The sequence below is a fragment of the Burkholderia sp. BCC1993 genome (assembly GCF_905339865.1).
Taxonomy (GTDB): Bacteria; Pseudomonadota; Gammaproteobacteria; order Burkholderiales; family Burkholderiaceae; genus Burkholderia.
Window position 1 is genome coordinate 1 of sequence record NZ_CAJPGZ010000025.1, and the last position, 15910, is coordinate 15910.

14 protein-coding genes are annotated in these 15910 nt (G+C 61.7%); 6 read left to right on the forward strand and 8 right to left on the reverse strand.

Annotation, left to right across the window (positions count from 1 at the left end):
- Window positions 1–734: 734 nt before the first annotated feature.
- The 5 genes from U4Y91_RS32885 to dnaA form a co-directional block, all read right to left on the reverse strand.
- On the reverse strand, window positions 735–1250 hold the full coding sequence (locus tag U4Y91_RS32885; protein WP_321808566.1) for a hypothetical protein: 516 nt from the start codon (window positions 1248–1250) through the stop codon (window positions 735–737).
- Window positions 1247–2305 carry a hypothetical protein gene (locus tag U4Y91_RS32890; RefSeq protein ID WP_321808567.1) on the reverse strand — a complete coding sequence of 353 codons (1059 nt, stop codon included), beginning with the start codon at window positions 2303–2305 and terminating at the stop codon, window positions 1247–1249. The genes U4Y91_RS32885 and U4Y91_RS32890 overlap by 4 nt, the downstream gene beginning before the upstream one ends.
- A gap of 443 nt (window positions 2306–2748) precedes the next feature.
- Window positions 2749–5223 (reverse strand): DNA topoisomerase (ATP-hydrolyzing) subunit B, encoded by a 2475-nt coding sequence (gyrB, locus tag U4Y91_RS32895; RefSeq protein WP_321808568.1) that lies wholly within the window; start codon window positions 5221–5223, stop codon window positions 2749–2751.
- Between the two features lie 193 nt (window positions 5224–5416).
- Window positions 5417–6523, reverse strand: coding sequence for a DNA polymerase III subunit beta (gene dnaN, locus U4Y91_RS32900; protein ID WP_006756934.1), 1107 nt, complete (start codon window positions 6521–6523; stop codon window positions 5417–5419).
- Window positions 6524–6691: 168 nt separating this feature from the next.
- Window positions 6692–8269 (reverse strand): chromosomal replication initiator protein DnaA, encoded by a 1578-nt coding sequence (gene dnaA, locus U4Y91_RS32905; RefSeq protein WP_321808569.1) that lies wholly within the window; start codon window positions 8267–8269, stop codon window positions 6692–6694.
- 421 nt (window positions 8270–8690) lie between these two features.
- Here dnaA and rpmH point away from each other — a divergent pair, with 421 nt between their 5' ends.
- The 4 genes from rpmH to yidC all read left to right on the forward strand — a co-directional run bounded on the left by rpmH (window position 8691) and on the right by yidC (window position 11320).
- The gene (rpmH, locus tag U4Y91_RS32910) at window positions 8691–8825 is read left to right on the forward strand and encodes a 50S ribosomal protein L34 (RefSeq protein WP_004198824.1); all 135 of its coding nucleotides are present in this window, start codon (window positions 8691–8693) and stop codon (window positions 8823–8825) included.
- 15 nt (window positions 8826–8840) lie between these two features.
- Entirely contained in the window at window positions 8841–9302 is a 462-nt protein-coding gene (rnpA, locus tag U4Y91_RS32915; protein ID WP_321808570.1) for a ribonuclease P protein component, read from the forward strand.
- 75 nt (window positions 9303–9377) lie between these two features.
- Window positions 9378–9644: a membrane protein insertion efficiency factor YidD gene (gene yidD, locus U4Y91_RS32920; protein WP_321808571.1), complete on the forward strand. Its 267-nt coding sequence runs from the start codon at window positions 9378–9380 to the stop codon at window positions 9642–9644.
- Window positions 9645–9652: 8 nt separating this feature from the next.
- A complete protein-coding gene (gene yidC, locus U4Y91_RS32925) occupies window positions 9653–11320 on the forward strand; it encodes a membrane protein insertase YidC (RefSeq protein ID WP_321808572.1) in 1668 nt (555 codons plus the stop codon).
- 128 nt (window positions 11321–11448) lie between these two features.
- Here yidC and U4Y91_RS32930 read toward each other — a convergent pair whose 3' ends face one another.
- On the reverse strand, window positions 11449–11886 hold the full coding sequence (locus tag U4Y91_RS32930; RefSeq protein ID WP_124486743.1) for a helix-turn-helix domain-containing protein: 438 nt from the start codon (window positions 11884–11886) through the stop codon (window positions 11449–11451).
- 338 nt (window positions 11887–12224) lie between these two features.
- On the opposite strand from U4Y91_RS32930, the gene mnmE reads away from it, so the two are divergent.
- Together mnmE and U4Y91_RS32940 are read left to right on the forward strand one after the other, a co-directional pair.
- On the forward strand, window positions 12225–13619 hold the full coding sequence (mnmE, locus tag U4Y91_RS32935) for a tRNA uridine-5-carboxymethylaminomethyl(34) synthesis GTPase MnmE (RefSeq protein ID WP_321808573.1): 1395 nt from the start codon (window positions 12225–12227) through the stop codon (window positions 13617–13619).
- An 89-nt stretch (window positions 13620–13708) separates the two neighbouring features.
- A complete protein-coding gene (locus tag U4Y91_RS32940; protein WP_321808574.1) occupies window positions 13709–14116 on the forward strand; it encodes a DUF6678 family protein in 408 nt (135 codons plus the stop codon).
- An 84-nt stretch (window positions 14117–14200) separates the two neighbouring features.
- Here U4Y91_RS32940 and U4Y91_RS32945 read toward each other — a convergent pair whose 3' ends face one another.
- A complete protein-coding gene (locus U4Y91_RS32945) occupies window positions 14201–14326 on the reverse strand; it encodes a hypothetical protein (RefSeq protein WP_006750105.1) in 126 nt (41 codons plus the stop codon).
- Between the two features lie 149 nt (window positions 14327–14475).
- The gene (locus U4Y91_RS32950; protein ID WP_321808575.1) at window positions 14476–15834 is read right to left on the reverse strand and encodes a sensor domain-containing diguanylate cyclase; all 1359 of its coding nucleotides are present in this window, start codon (window positions 15832–15834) and stop codon (window positions 14476–14478) included.
- Window positions 15835–15910: the final 76 nt, after the last annotated feature.

The window sequence follows — 15910 nt, forward strand, 5'->3', positions numbered from 1 at the left end:
CCACGCCACACAATCCGCGCACAGGACTGGCCGAGCCCGGCACCGAGACGACCGCCCCCGATGTCGGCGACGTTCGCGAATTTTTCCCGAGGCGCAAGTCATGACAAACGTCCCCCGATGCGTATGGGCAGCGCTCGCGGCACGAAACGTGCCTGGCTGACAACAAACTAGCACGACCGCTCTGCGCCTCTGGCATCATTGCGGGCTACGTTTAAGGAGTAGGGCGAAGCGCGCGTATCGCGACTGATGTGCTCGCGCGCTTCAATAGTTGTTCAAACGACGACCGTTCGTCCGCGTCATCAACGGTGATTTCCGCATCCCGCACGAAGTCACCTGGATCGGTGACGACATGACATCTCTCCACGAGACGCTGATGGGCTCGCCGTACGCCTCCCTGACTTCTAACGTAAGCATTGATAGAGTGGGACGACAATCGGAAAAGCCAGTGGTCGCGGGTGAGCCATTGGATCTGGACACGCCAATAGTTCCCACGAGGAGCAGGATAGCCAGCTGTAGCCATTCCGGCTTCAGTTATTTCCTCTGCGTCAGAAACGATGCGAGCAAGCGCGACTCCATGTGTTGAAGAGCAGTAAAGGAGGAGCTGGCTGCTCAGTGGGGCTGCGCCAGGATGAACGCTTAGTTATCAGGATCGCCAAGTTTGGAAGATGAAAAGCGATATTGGCGCCGACAAAATATCCTGAGAGCAGTGTATTTTATCGGCGCGACATCATAATTTATAGTTCGGAGTCCATCTCCCTATTTTCTCTTTTTCTGTGAAGGTCGTTAATAAACATGATGTTTGCAAAAACCACTGACAATATCGCCTCAATCTGAATTATCGACATCATTGTGATTCCTGCTAGTGCGCTTGCTTTGAAGAGGGCTGCATGGGTCGAATAGATTGTGGTTTTTGAAATAATTACTTTAAACAAATAAAGGGCGAGAACAAAGACTATCGCGATCGCTGATTTAAGTACGCTTGCTACGATATTCTCTAGTCGCTTTGTTTCTGATAGAGTTTCAGAGAAATCGGCAACTTCTAATTTCCCTTGATGAACTATTCTGTTTAAGGCGTTTGGATAAAGAAAGGCAATCCAAATGCCCATGATGGTGAAAACCATTCCTGAGGCGGCTAGTAGCGTATCTGTGTAGTTTTTTAAATCGGACAGGTTATAGGATATCTCCCAATGAAGATATGTGAATTCAAGTGCTGCAAGAAGAATGGCGTAAATAAGTAGCCGAATCTTCATTGATAGGTACCGGTTCTTGTTGTTGCAACAATGGCTTGACTTCCAATTTTTGGAGCGAGAAAGGCATTTCTTCTATTGATGATGGCCTCGCATAAATCAACCGCTGTAATAATTTTATCTTTCGGAACATCATATGCAATAACGTTTGTGAGTCGGTACTTGTCGACCCAAACAATTTTGGCATCATTTGTCCCAAACCCAATGTTGTCCCATTCGCCAATCTTTCGATTTTCTTTGCTGTATGTTTCGATGATATGCTTGACTTCGGCAGCGGTCGGTCGCGCTTCAGCCTTGATCTCGATTTGTCGTGTCTTTGATTTTGGAGCGGACTTTAGGAACGGAAAATTGTCGAATAATTTGATCCATTGGTCGCGCTCATCACTCGTTTGAAGTGTGATTGTTTCGCGCTTTATTACATGCGTGATCTTGGCCGCAAGCGAGGCCATAGCTGCGCTTGCAGTGTCTTCTGTTTTTAGTGAAACATCGAACATATAACGGAAGCGATAGTCTCCATCGACCGCTCCATCGGTAAATGACAGACGAGTTTGACCGCTATCTGTTTGGTCTTTCTTTTTGTCTGGATGGTCTACTCGATTGGTAATTGCGGCACAGACCCAATCTTGAAAGAGTTGTGAGTCGCAAACTGAATTTTCAAATTTTACCGAGACAACCAAATCTTTCGATGGAACGATCCAGTAATACATAGGGCGACCCCAAATCATCTTTTTGCCCTTGTAATTTCCATTGTAAGTTACGACGTTGCCTTCACCGGTTTTTGCGTCCTCGGGAGCGCCAAGAATTGTGCCGTTGCTGGACGTCTCGGACTTCCAAAGGACGAGCAGAATGTCTCCAGTTTCTTCGGATGTATATATATCTTTGCAATAGCACTGAGCCTTTCCCGAGCGGAAGTCTGAGCTCCACGGCAGCGTATTACCGAGCGGTTTTCCGTGAACCCAGTTGGTGATCAGTTTAAATGTCTCTTCCAAACCAAGGCCTTCCGCTCTCGAAGAACTTTGGCGATATAGCCCGCACTTGTTCACGTTGAAATAGTTCATGTGCCCCGTAATGATCATTTCTGGTCCTTTGAGTATTATTCGAAAGAGATTGCGTTTGCATTTTGAGATAGCGCTCAAGACCAAGAATAGCCGATCCACGGAGTTTTTGGGAGGGCGTGTACTGCGAGCGAACTGAGGGGCGATGGGTGGCGTCGAACGTCATCTCGCTCGACTTGGAAGATCAAGGTCCATGGGCCGACGCGCTGTATACATCCATTGGCATGCCACGGAGGGAAGGGGGAACTTTTGAGGAGGCGAAGAAAAAGGGCTTAGCAAAGCTAAGCCCTAGAGTTTTTTAGCAAGGTGGTTGAGTGCGAGTCAGTAACGCGGGAATGGGTTAGAAGTCCACGGATTTGGATAGCGATGTGTCGCTCAACGCATAAGTCCGTTGCAATAACAGACTCATGTAGCGGCACTTCCTCTGGCGTTCTACTATCGCAGCGTTAAACGTCAATATTCCCCGCCCGCAACGCGTTCGACTCGATAAACGCCCGCCGCGGCTCGACATCATCCCCCATGAGGGTAGTAAAGATCCCATCCGCCGCAATCGCATCCTCGATCTGCACACGCAGCAGACGCCGCACTGTCGGATCCATCGTCGTTTCCCACAGCTGCTCGGGGTTCATCTCGCCGAGCCCCTTATAGCGTTGTTTGGAGACGTTGCGTTCAGCATCCGCCAGCAGCCACTTCATCGCGCTCTTGAAGTCCGCGACAGCCATGCTGCGCTCACCGCGCTTGATGACTGCACCTTCCCCAATAAGCCCCTTGAACGTATTCGCTGTGGTCACGAGCTGCTGATAATCCGCCGTGTGCTGGAATTCCTGATCGATGACCGAAACCCGCACGTTGCCGTGATGCGTGCGTTCGACATGCAGCGACCGCTGTTCGCGAACCGGGTCATACGAAGGCACGACACGCACTTCGTTCTTCAGCGCTTCATCATGCAACGCAGCGTGCAGCGCCTTCGCCGAAGCGTCAGTCGAAGCCTCAGTGGAGAGATCGATCACAACCCCATCCATGACCGCTTCCAGCGCGGCCGGGTCATACAACCGGCTCAACCGCTCGATCACGCTCTGCGACAGCAGATACGACCGCGCCAGCTCCCCAAGCGCATCGCCCGAAATCGCCGCCGCATTCTCACCCGGCACCAGCTCCGACCCTTGCAGCGCCAACCGCAGCATGTGCGCGTTGAGCTCCACGTCATCCTTCAGATACCGCTCGTCCTTGCCCGCCTTGATCTTGTAAAGCGGCGGCTGCGCGATATACACGTACCCGCGCTCGATCATGTCCGGCATCTGGCGATACAGGAACGTGAGCAGCAGCGTCCGGATGTGCGCACCGTCGACGTCCGCGTCGGTCATGATGATGATGCGGTGATAGCGCAGCTTGTCGAGGTTGTAGTCTTCCTTGCCGATCCCGCACCCAAGCGCGGTCACGAGCGTGACGATCTGTTCCGACGACAGCAGCTTGTCGTAGCGTGCCTTCTCGACGTTCAGCACCTTGCCGCGCAGCGGCAGGATCGCCTGGAACTTCCGATCACGCCCTTGCTTCGCCGACCCACCTGCCGAGTCACCCTCGACGATATAGATTTCGCACTTCGCCGGGTCTTTCTCCTGGCAGTCCGCGAGCTTGCCCGGCAGACCAACGCCGTCGAGCACACCCTTGCGACGCGTCATCTCACGCGCCTTCCGAGCAGCATCCCGCGCACGCGCGGCTTCAACAATCTTCCCGCAAATGATCTTCGCGTCGATCGGCGTTTCCAAAAGGAATTCTTCCAGCGCCTTCGCCACAACCTCTTCAACCGGCGCACGAACCTCGGAAGAAACCAGCTTGTCCTTCGTCTGCGAGCTGAACTTCGGCTCCGGCACCTTCACGGACAGCACGCACGACAGCCCTTCGCGCATGTCGTCGCCGGTCGTCTCGACCTTCGCCTTCTTCGCGATTTCGTTGTCGGTGATGTACTTGTTGATGACGCGCGTCATCGCGGCCCGCAGGCCGGTCAGGTGCGTGCCGCCGTCGCGCTGCGGAATGTTGTTCGTGAAGCACAGCACGTTTTCGTTGTAGCTGTCGTTCCACTGCATCGCGACTTCGACGCCCACGCCATCCTTCTCGCCGTTGGCGAAGAACACCGTCGGGTGCAGGTTGGTCTTCGTCTTGTTGATGAACTCGACGAAGCCCTTCACACCGCCGGCGAACGCGAAATCGTCTTCCTTGCCCGAGCGCAGGTCCGTGAGACGAATCCGCACGCCGTTGTTCAGGAACGAGAGTTCACGCATCCGCTTCGCGAGGATGTCGTAGTGATACTCGACCGTGCCGAAAATGGTCGGATCGGCCATGAAGTGCACTTCGGTGCCGCGGTTCTCGGTATCACCGGTGATCAGCATCGGCGAAACTTCCACGCCGTCCACCGTCTCGAGCACGCGCTCCTGCGCGACGCCGCGATGGAACTCCATGAAATGCTTCTTGCCGTTCCGGCGCACGGTCAACCGCAGCCAGCTCGACAGCGCGTTCACGCACGACACGCCCACGCCGTGCAGGCCGCCCGACACCTTGTAGCTGTTCTGGTCGAACTTGCCGCCGGCGTGCAGCTCGGTCATCACGATTTCAGCCGCACTGCGCTTCGGCTCGTGCTTGTCGTTCATCTTCACGTCGGTCGGAATCCCGCGGCCGTTGTCGGTCACGGAAATCGAGTTGTCGGCGTGAATCGTCACGTGGATGTCGTTGCAGTACCCGGCCAACGCTTCGTCGATCGAGTTGTCGAGCACCTCGAACACGAGGTGGTGCAGACCGGTGCCGTCAGACGTGTCGCCGATGTACATCCCGGGGCGCTTGCGCACCGCTTCCAGACCTTCGAGGATCTGGATCGACGAGGCGCCGTAGCTGCTGTTATCGGGTTGCGAATTGTGCTGTTCACTCATGGATATCTTCCGGTTCTGCGAGGCCACTCAGGTGGCGGCGCGGTGCGTTTCAGCGAGAGAAATCGCCGGGCCGCTCCAGTTTCCTGGCCCGCCCCAGGCGCCGAAAAGGCACCAAAGGGACGGGTTGTCGGTTCGCCATAAAAACGCCAAAGGGGCTTGCCGCCCCCTGGTGTGTGTCTTGATGTCGTGCGCGTCAGATGCGCATCGGCATCACGACATACTTGAACTCGTCGTTCTCGGGCACGGTAATCAGCGCGCTCGAGCTGGCGTCGCCGAGGCTCACCTGCACGGTGTCGACCTTCAGGTTCGCGAGCACGTCGAGCAGATACGTGACGTTGAAGCCGATGTCGACGGTATCGCCCTGGTACGCGATTTCCAGTTCTTCCTGCGCCTCTTCCTGATCGGCGTTGGTCGACATGATCTTCAGCTGGCCCGGCGCGATGATGCAGCGCACGCCCTTGAACTTGTCCGAGGTCAGGATCGCCGCGCGCTGCAGCGAACGCTGCAGTTCTTCACGGCCGATCTCGAACGTGTTCTTGTGCGCCTTCGGGATCACGCGCTGGAAGTCGGGGAACTTGCCCTCGACGAGTTTCGACACGAGCTCGACCTGGCCGAACGTGAACTTGGCCTGGGTTTGCGCGATGTCGATGGTGACGGTGTCGTCGATGTCTTCGAGCAGGCGCTGCAGCTCGAGAATCGTCTTGCGCGGCACGATGACTTCCTGGCGGCCGAACGTGCCGCCTTCGAGCTTCATCGACGAGAACGCGAGGCGGTGGCCGTCGGTGGCCACGGCCATCAGCTGGTCGCCGTCGACGACGAGCAGCATGCCGTTCAGGTAGTAGCGGATGTCCTGCTGCGCCATCGCGAAGTGGACCATGCCGAGCAGCTGGCGGAACGACTTCTGCGGGACGGTCAGGGTCGCGCCGAAATCCTTCGCCTGCGCAACGGTCGGGAACTCGTCGGCCGCCAGCGTCTGCAGTGCGAAACGGCTCTTGCCCGATTGAACGGTGAGGCGCTTGTCGGCGAGCGACAGCGTGACCTGGCCGTCAGGCATCGCGCGCAGGATGTCGAGCAGCTTGCGGGCGGCGACGGTGGTCGCGACCTGGTCGCCGCCGACGCCGAAATCGGCGCGCGTGGTGATCTGCAGCTCCAGGTCGGTCGACAGGAACGAAACGTCCGGGCCGTTCTTGGTGATCAGCAGGTTGGCGAGGATCGGCAACGTATGGCGGCGTTCGACGATGCCGCTGACCGTTTGCAGCGGCCTGAGGAGGGTGTCTCGTTCGGTCTTGACCAGTTGCATAGAGTTCCTTCGTTGAGTAACGGCCTGCAGCGCAGCAGCCTCGCAGCGCCCCGCCGGCCGGGCTCTTGGCCCGCCACCACCGGGGCGGTCAAACCAGTATTGTGCCTCAAAACCGAACCGCCCCCCTTAATTTGGGGCGGATGCCGAATTATCAAGCGCGGTGCGCGCTCAGCCCTTCAGCGTCTGTTCCAGCACGTGCAGCTCGTGGTTGAGCTGCGCGTCCTTGCTGCGCTCGTCGGCGATCTTGCGCACCGCGTGCAGCACGGTGGTGTGATCGCGCCCGCCGAACAGCTCGCCGATTTCCGGCAGGCTCTTCTGCGTGAGTTCCTTCGCGAGATACATCGCGATCTGCCGCGGCCGCGCGATGTTCGCGGGGCGCTTCTTCGAATACATGTCGGCGACCTTGATGTTGTAGAAGTCGGCGACGGTCTTCTGGATGTTCTCGACCGAAATCTGCCGGTTCTGCACGGTCAGCAGGTCCTTCAGCGCTTCCTTGGTCAACTCGATCGAGATCTCGCGGCCGTGGAACTTCGAATACGCGAGGATCTTGCGCAGCGCGCCTTCGAGCTCGCGCACGTTCGAGCGCAGGTGCTTCGCGACGAAGAACGCGACGTCTTCTGACAGATTCACGCCTTCCGACTGCGCCTTGCGCATCAGGATCGCGACGCGCATTTCCAGCTCGGGCGGCTCGATCGCGACGGTGAGGCCGGAGTCGAAGCGCGAGATCAGGCGATCGTCGATGCCCGAGATTTCCTTCGGATACGTGTCGCTGGTGATGATCACCTGCGCCTTGTTCGCGACCAGCGCCTCGAACGCGTAGAAGAATTCCTCTTGCGTGCGCGACTTGCCGGAGAAGAACTGGATATCGTCGATCAGCAGCAGGTCGAGCGAGTGGTAGTAGCGCTTGAAGTCGTCGAACGCCTTGCGCTGGTACGCCTTCACCACGTCGGACACGTACTGTTCCGCATGGATGTAGCGGATCCGCGCGCCGGCCTTGTCGAGCAGCAGCTGGTTGCCGATCGCGTGGATCAGGTGGGTCTTGCCGAGGCCGACGCCGCCGTACAGGAACAGCGGGTTGTACGAGATGCCCGGGTTGTCCGCGACCTGGATCGCGGCGGCGCGCGCGAGCTGGTTCGCCTTACCGGTCACGAAGTTGTCGAACGTGAGCACCGGGTTCAGCTTCGAGCGTTCGTACATCGAATCGGCTTCGCCACCGTTCGCGGGTGCGGCGCCGGGGCCCGGGCGCCACGTGCGGCGGCCCGCTGCCGCTTCGTGCGCGGGCAGGCTCGGCAGGTCGATGTCGGCGTCGTCGGCGTTCAGGTGGTGCGCGGCGGCCGCCGACGGCGTCATCGGCACGTCGATCGGCGCGCTGGGCGCAGCGCCGGCATTCGCGGCCAGGTTGGCGGCGATTGCGGCGACCGTCGCGGCCGGGCCGGTTGGGGCCAGCGGCGCGCGCGGGGCTGCCGGCGCGGCGCCCACAGCGGCGCTGCGCATGCCTGCCTTGGGATCGAGGACGAACTGGACTTCGATCGGCGCGTTCCAGAAATCTCGGGCCAGATCGGAGATCCGTCCCGAAAACTGGCTCTTGACCCAGTCCAGCTTGAAACGGTTCGGCGCGGCGATGGACAGCGTGTTCGCCGACGCATCGAAGGCCACCGGGGCCAAGGGTTTGATCCACGTCACGTACTGCTGGGGCGTCAGCTCGCGCTCCAGCAGTGCCGAACAGTGTTGCCAGAAATCGTTCATCAAGTAACTGTCGTTTTTTGCGTGCACAGCGCGGCTCGCCGGCGCCCTTGTTGCGGTTGCGCAACAAGGCCCGAAGCGGTCGTGCGAGCGTGCCTCGGACGCCTGCGTCACAGTGTTGGAGGGGCAGGCGCGGGCCGAAGCGGCGTGCGGGATTCTTGGAGATAAGGCGAGATTCTACCGCCAAACGCGGCCACAGCGCGAGTTATCCACAGGCCGTGGCTGTGGGGCGCGGGGCCGGATCGGGCGGGGCCTGCACAGGCGATCGACTCCTAAAGTATTGACCGTCAACGGAAAAACGGTTTAAATAGCGGGTTCCGCGAAAACCAATCCTGTATTCCCGGCGATTGCGTTCGCCCGAATGCCTCCGGTTAAGGGCACGCGGTCCCCTGAATTTCGACATTCTCGAACAAGTGAGAACATCATGAAACGTACTTACCAACCGTCCGTGACGCGCCGCAAGCGCACCCATGGCTTCCGTGTCCGCATGAAGACGGCAGGTGGCCGCAAGGTCATCAACGCTCGCCGCGCGAAGGGCCGCAAGCGCCTCGCCATCTAAGGCAGGTTGCGCGCTGTGTCCGCCGTCCGCAGTCCTGCGGAAGGTGCCGTCGAGCCGGGTGCGAATCCGTCGCAGACGAAAGCCGCCTTCCCGAAAGCTGCGCGACTTCTGAAAACGGATGAATTTTCATCCGTTTTTCGTTTGCGCCCCTGGCGGCGTTCCGCGCACTTCGTGATCTACGGCAAGCCGACCGGTCAGCCCGCGCGTCTGGGGCTCGTCGTCGGCAAGAAGTATGCGCCGCGTGCAGTAACGCGTAACCTCGTGAAGCGGCTGGCGCGCGATCAGTTTCGCCTGCGCCGGGCCGAATTCGCCGGTTACGACCTGCTGCTGCGGCAGCACACGCGCTTCGACAAGAATGCGCTGCCGAGCGCGGCTTCCGCCCCGCTCGCGGCGATGTGCGCGGCCGAGATCCGCGAACTGCTCGACAGGGCAGTCCGGGAAATCGCCCGCCGGGCGTCGAAGCCCGCGTCCGAGTGACGCATCCATCCGTGGTGCGGCGTTCGCGCCTGCCCGGCTGGTTTTGACGCGGCGTCGAACGGCGCCGCCCAAGGTATGGAAACGGTATTGATCGCCTTGCTGCGCTTCTACAAGGTTGCCGTGAGCCCGATGCTCGGCAACCGTTGCCGTTTTTATCCTTCCTGTTCTGATTACGCGCGCGAGGCAATCCAGTATCATGGCGCCGCGCGCGGCACGTATCTCGCCGTCAGGCGCGTGTGCCGATGCCACCCGTTTTCCGCGGGCGGCATCGACATCGTCCCGCCGCCCAACTCCGACACTCGCGCTCACGGCGAAGCCGACGCGCGGTCCCATCGACTCTGAGACAACGCATGGATATCAAACGCACCGTCCTATGGGTGATCTTCTTCATGTCAGCTGTCATGCTGTACGACAACTGGCAGCGCGACCATGGACGCCCGTCGATGTTCTTCCCGAGCGCCACGCAAACGGCCCCCGCGGCTGCAGGCGGTGCATCGGGCACGGGCGCGACGACGACGACCGCAGGTGACGCACCTGCTGCAGCAGCAGGCGCCGCACCGTCGACGACGGCACCGGCCGCGCAGGCGCAGCTCGTGAAGTTCTCGACCGACGTGTATGACGGCGAAATCGACACGCGCGGCGGCACGCTCGCGAAGCTGACGCTGAAGAAGCAGGGCGACGGCAAGCAGCCGGACCTGTACATCACGCTGTTCGACCACACGGCCGGCCACACGTATCTCGCGCGCTCGGGCCTGCTCGGCGGCGACTTTCCGAACCACAACGACGTCTACACGCAGGTCAACGCGGGCTCGACGTCGCTGACGGGCGACCAGAACACGCTGAAGCTGTCGTTCGAATCGCCGGTGAAGGGCGGCGTGAAGGTCGTGAAGACCTACACGTTCACGCGCGGCAGCTACGTGATCGGCGTCGATACGAAGATCGACAACGTCGGCACGGCACCGGTCACGCCGACGGTCTACATGGAACTGGTGCGCGACAACACGGCCGTCGAAACGCCGATGTTCTCGCACACGTTCCTCGGGCCGGCGGTCTACACGGACGCGAAGCACTTCCAGAAGATCGACTTCAGCGACCTCGACAAGAACAAGGCGAACTTCGAGAAGTCCTCCGACAACGGCTGGGTCGCGATGGTGCAGCACTACTTCGCGTCGGCCTGGATTCCGCAGCAGGGCGCGAAGCGCGACATCTACGCCGAGAAGATCGATCCGTCGCTGTACCGCGTCGGCGTGAAGCAGCCGGTCGCCGCGATCGCGCCGGGCCAGTCCGCCGACGTGCAGGCGCGCCTGTTCGCCGGTCCGGAAGAAGAGCGCATGCTCGAAGGCGTCGCGCCGGGCCTGGAGCTCGTGAAGGACTACGGCTGGGTGACGATCATCGCGAAGCCGCTGTTCTGGCTGCTCGAGAAGATCCACGGCTTCGTCGGCAACTGGGGCTGGGCGATCGTGCTGCTGACGGTGCTGATCAAGGCCGTGTTCTTCCCGCTGTCGGCGGCCAGCTACAAGTCGATGGCGCGCATGAAGGAAATCACGCCGCGCATGCAGGCGCTGCGCGAACGCTTCAAGAGCGATCCGCAGAAGATGAACGCCGCGCTGATGGAGCTGTACAAGACCGAGAAGGTCAATCCGTTCGGCGGCTGCCTGCCGGTCGTGATCCAGATCCCGGTGTTCATCTCGCTGTACTGGGTGCTGCTCGCGTCGGTCGAAATGCGCGGCGCGCCGTGGATTCTGTGGATTCACGACCTGTCGCAGCGCGATCCGTTCTTCATCCTGCCGGTGCTGATGGCCGTCTCGATGTTCGTGCAGACGAGCCTGAACCCGACGCCGCCGGACCCGGTCCAGGCGAAGATGATGAAGTTCATGCCGATTGCGTTCTCGGTGATGTTCTTCTTCTTCCCGGCCGGCCTGGTGCTGTACTACGTCGTGAACAACGTGCTGTCGATCGCGCAGCAGTACTACATCACGCGCAAGCTCGGCGGCGGCGCCAAGAAGAAGCCGGCCTGATGCTCGTGGCACACGCGGCGGCGAGCCGCCCGCGATGCACGTAGAAAAGCCGCATGGTGCGAACCATGCGGCTTTTTCGTTTCCGGCGAGTGGCCCGACCGCGCATGCGTGCGCGCGGCGGCTGCCGCTCAGGCCTTCTTCGCTTCGATTTTCGTGTCGCCGCCGTAGAACTGCTCGATCAGTTCCTGAACGAGGTAACGCTGATGCGGCGGCAGCGCCTCGATCTTCGACGCGAGTTCGATCGTCTCGGGCGTCGGCGGATAACGCTCGTCGCGCGGCAGCGGTTGCGGCGTCGTATGTTCGGTCACGCTCGGCGACGGGCCGTAATGCAGCCAATGCAGTTCGACGCGCAACCAGTCGGCGAGCGTTTCGAGTTTGTCCGGCGTCGGAATCGTGCGGCCCGTCAGCCATTTGTGCGCGGTTTGCGGCGAAACCGGCTGCGCACCGCGGTGACGCAGATTGAACCGGTTCGCGAGCTCCGTCGCGCCGGTGACCTTGTCCGGGCTGCGCCGCAAGGCGAATTTCAGGCGTTCCGAGAACGCTGCTTTTTCTTCGGGTGTCGGCATGGGGGTGATTGTGCAATTCCACCGACACGTCTCAGACAACCATATGGGCTAAACATAGCCTGTTCGGACGAATCTCAACCTGCCGTGGACCATGCGGAGGAATTGGGGGCCGCAGCGTCGGACCGTTCGGAAAGGCATACTCGTCCGAAATGGACAGGTCGTGATGGTCCGGCGTTGATACTCGACTTATCCCCGTCGGGATAAATTCGGGCAAGTTCGACGCCGATCGGGCGTCCGGTGGCGTGCGGGCCGGCACGCTACAATGCCGGCGTCCCGATGCCCGAACTGTTGTGCGGGCGCACCATTGACGCTCTGTTCACCCGATTCATCCCATTCCCATGCTCGCTACCGATTCCGATCCGATCGTCGCCATTGCCACTGCTGCCGGCCGGGGGGGCATCGGCGTTGTCCGCGTGTCGTTCGGGCGCGGCGGCGAGGCGGCCGCGCTGCCGCTGATCGACGCGTTGTGCGGGCAGCGGCTCGCGCCGCGCCACGCGAGCTACGTACCGTTCCTCGACGAGCACGGCGCGCCGCTCGACCGTGGAATCGCGCTGTATTTTCCCGCGCCGCATTCGTACACCGGCGAGCACGTGCTCGAGTTGCAGGGACATGGCGGGCCGATCGTGATGCAGCTGCTGCTGCAGCGCTGCCTGGATGCGGGGCGCGGCTTCGGGCTGCGGCTCGCGGAGCCGGGCGAGTTCACGCGGCGCGCGTTTCTGAACGACAAGCTCGATCTCGCGCAGGCCGAGGCCGTCGCCGACCTGATCGAGGCGAGTACCGAAGCGGCGGCGCGCTCGGCCGGGCGCTCGCTCGACGGCGCGTTCTCGCGGCAGATCCACGCGCTCGTCGAGGATGTGATCACGCTGCGGATGCTGGTCGAGGCGACGCTCGATTTCCCGGAAGAGGAAATCGACTTCCTGGAAGCGGCCGATGCGCGCGGCAAGCTCGCGAGGATCCGCGAGCAACTGGCGCACGTGCTCGGTGACGCGCGGCAGGGCGCGCTGCTGCGCGAGGGGTTGTCGGTCGTGCTCGCGGGGCAGCCGAACGTCGGCAAGTCGTCGCTGCTGAACGCGCTCGCCGGCGCGGAGCTGGCGATCGTTACGCCGATCGCGGGCACGACGCGCGACAAGGTCGCGCAGACGATCCAGGTCGAAGGGATTCCGCTGCACATCATCGATACGGCCGGGCTGCGCGAGACGGAGGACGAAGTCGAGCGGATCGGGATTGCGCGCACGTGGAGCGAGATCGAGCGCGCCGACGTCGTGCTGCATCTGCTCGATTCGCGCACGGGGATGACGGCGGACGACGAGACGATCGCGGCGCGGTTCCCGGATGGCGTGCCGGTGGTGCGGGTGTTGAACAAGACGGACCTCACCGGTGTGCCGGCGCGCGTCGAGCATCCGGCGGCCGAAGGCGACCTGACCGAGGTGCATCTGTCGGCCAAGCGCGGCGACGGCATCGACATGCTGCGCGCGGAGCTGCTGCGGATCGCGGGGTGGCAGGCGGGCGCCGAAGGCGTCTATCTGGCGCGCGAGCGGCACTTGATTGCGCTGCGGGCTGCGCAGGAGCATCTGGCGCAGGCGGCGGATCATGCCGAGCAGCGCGCGCAATCGCTCGATCTGTTTGCGGAGGAGCTGCGGCTCGCGCAGGAGCAACTCAATGCGATTACCGGGGAGTTCACTTCGGATGATCTGCTGGGGGTGATTTTCAGCAGGTTCTGCATCGGGAAGTAGGCGGGCATTTCAACGGAATACCGGCGCTTCGAATTCCCGCTGTTTCCCTTTTCCACATCGACCCACGTTCCGAGATGAGTGCCTTTCCAATGGCGGACGCCGTGCCGCGCGGCATGGACAAGGAAAAAGTCGCAGCCCTCGCGCGTCGGAAATTTACCGGCTCGCTGGCCAACGACACCAAGTGGAACGAGCTGATTACCTTCGTGCGCGATCTGAGCGGGTGGCGGCCTTCGTACCGGTCAAAGTGGGTCAATGGTCATGTGACGGATTGGGACGTCGAGTGGTTCTACCATCTGCCATTCCCGTTCGTGGGCGTCGAATGGTTCGACATCGGGTTGAATGCCCAGGCGTCCGCCACGCATCAAGCGGCGGACCAATCCGCGCGAGTGTTGGGAAAGCTTGCAGAGATCGGCTTCGAGTTCGAGGCCAGATGCGAGGTGGTGAGAATCTGGGGATATGGGCCGAAGTCGTACGAAGACTTTCCGACGGCTCGTTGAGGAAGGACGCAGCTGCCGTCCTCAGCGGTCCGGATCAATCGACTGATCCGGACGGCGTCGTCGCGACAGCCGGGATGGAAGGCATCAATCCCAATGCCGATGATGATGGTAATACCCGCCACCACCGTAATACCCGCCACCATCCGGCACCACGATGCAGCCGCTCAACAGCACGGCGACACCGGCAATCAACAAAAGGGTTTTCTTCATCGCGCTCACCTGCTCGGATTCGACATGAACCCAGCATAGCGAGCGCCTTCAACACCGGCTGTAAGCGATCGTTTCCCGGAGCGGCAATCCGTAACGGCGGATTATTCCGGTCACAATGACCGTAACAAATTCCCAATCCGCAGACGTTTTCATGCCGCCACGACGCGGTTTCGCCCCGCATCCTTCGCACGATACAGCGCGGCATCGGCGGCTTCGATCAACGCATCGGGCGTCGACAGGTCGTCGGCCGACACGGTCGCGCAGCCGACGCTGACGCTCACGCGCCCGGCCGGCGACCCGGGCATCGCGAGATCGATCCGCAGCACCGCTTCGCGCGCTTCCTCGGCAACGACCCGTGCCCCGCGCGCGCCGGTGTTCGGCAGCACGATGGCAAACTCCTCGCCGCCGTAGCGCGCGACGATATCGGACGGCCGCCGCACCGCGCCGGCCAGCGCATTCGCGACCGCGATCAGGCACGCATCGCCCTTCACGTGACCGAACGCGTCGTTGTACGCCTTGAAGTGATCGACGTCGACCATCAGCAGCGACAACGGCTCGCCTTGCCGCCGCGCCTGCAGGAACAGCGTGTGGAAGTGATCGTTGAAGTGGCTGCGATTGAACGCGCCGGTCAGCCCGTCGCGCGCGGACGAACGAACCAGCGTCGCATGCGCCTCGAACAGTTGCTGATACAGCTTCGTCACCTCCCAGGCGAGCACGCACACCAGCACGCCCGGCGTGAACATGCTGAACACGCGCGCGAGATACCAGCCGACCGTGAAGCGGCTCGTGGTCAGCAGGTTCAGCGTCGTGTCGGTGAGGCAGGCGAGCACCGCGATCGCGAGCCACAGGTCGAGCGTCGTGCGCAGTCGGCCGGAAGCCAGCACGGCGACGAGCGCGAGCGCATTGAGCAGCCACACGACCAGCGCGATCCCGTTGACGGGCAGCGCGGCTTCGTCGCCCGGTGGATGGAACGCGGGCGGCAGGGCCACGTTCAGCGCTAACGCGCACAGCAGCGCGGCCGCGACGGCCGGGCCGCCGACCAGCGCGAAGGTCCATATGCGCGTCTGCGCCGCACCGACCGGCGCATGCGTGAGGCACTCGCGCGCGAGCAGCGCGGCCATCACGAAGCACGGAAAGCCCGCATGCCAGAAGACCCACATCCACGCGGCGCTTTGCGGACGCGCGCCGAGCAAGCCGTGCGGCGCGAACACGCCGGGGAAGGTGAGCAGCTGCAGCGCGACGGCGAGTGCGGTGAACGCATAGGCGCCGCCGAGCGCACCGAGCACGGGCTGGCGCGTGACGGTGAACTGCGCGCCGAGGAAGAAGGCGGCGATGCTCGCGGTGGTGAACACGGTCAGCGCGCACATCGGCATGAACGGCTCGACGGCCGGCAGCGTGACGTTCGCGTGCGGCACGGCGATCCCCAGGGCGAGCACGATGACGAGTGCCGTCAGCGCGCCGAACCAAAGCTGACGGCGCGTCGTATGCTGGATCAGGATACCTTCCATGGATTCCCCCGGGCACTCGTGCGGTCACGCCCGGTCTTGGCGCCGGGCAGCATGCATCCGGCCGCAGCGCAACCGG

Excerpts from the sequence above, each read along its gene's own strand:
- U4Y91_RS32885 (WP_321808566.1), bottom strand. The coding sequence starts at position 1,250 with ATGAAGATTCGGCTACTTATTTACGCCATTCTTCTTGCAGCACTTGAA.
- U4Y91_RS32890 (WP_321808567.1), bottom strand. The coding sequence starts at position 2,305 with ATGAACTATTTCAACGTGAACAAGTGCGGGCTATATCGCCAAAGTTCT.
- gyrB (WP_321808568.1), bottom strand. The coding sequence starts at position 5,223 with ATGAGTGAACAGCACAATTCGCAACCCGATAACAGCAGCTACGGCGCC.
- dnaN (WP_006756934.1), bottom strand. The coding sequence starts at position 6,523 with ATGCAACTGGTCAAGACCGAACGAGACACCCTCCTCAGGCCGCTGCAA.
- dnaA (WP_321808569.1), bottom strand. The coding sequence starts at position 8,269 with ATGAACGATTTCTGGCAACACTGTTCGGCACTGCTGGAGCGCGAGCTG.
- rpmH (WP_004198824.1), top strand. The coding sequence starts at position 8,691 with ATGAAACGTACTTACCAACCGTCCGTGACGCGCCGCAAGCGCACCCAT.
- yidD (WP_321808571.1), top strand. The coding sequence starts at position 9,378 with ATGGAAACGGTATTGATCGCCTTGCTGCGCTTCTACAAGGTTGCCGTG.
- yidC (WP_321808572.1), top strand. The coding sequence starts at position 9,653 with ATGGATATCAAACGCACCGTCCTATGGGTGATCTTCTTCATGTCAGCT.
- U4Y91_RS32930 (WP_124486743.1), bottom strand. The coding sequence starts at position 11,886 with ATGCCGACACCCGAAGAAAAAGCAGCGTTCTCGGAACGCCTGAAATTC.
- mnmE (WP_321808573.1), top strand. The coding sequence starts at position 12,225 with ATGCTCGCTACCGATTCCGATCCGATCGTCGCCATTGCCACTGCTGCC.
- U4Y91_RS32940 (WP_321808574.1), top strand. The coding sequence starts at position 13,709 with ATGGCGGACGCCGTGCCGCGCGGCATGGACAAGGAAAAAGTCGCAGCC.
- U4Y91_RS32945 (WP_006750105.1), bottom strand. The coding sequence starts at position 14,326 with ATGAAGAAAACCCTTTTGTTGATTGCCGGTGTCGCCGTGCTGTTGAGC.
- U4Y91_RS32950 (WP_321808575.1), bottom strand. The coding sequence starts at position 15,834 with ATGGAAGGTATCCTGATCCAGCATACGACGCGCCGTCAGCTTTGGTTC.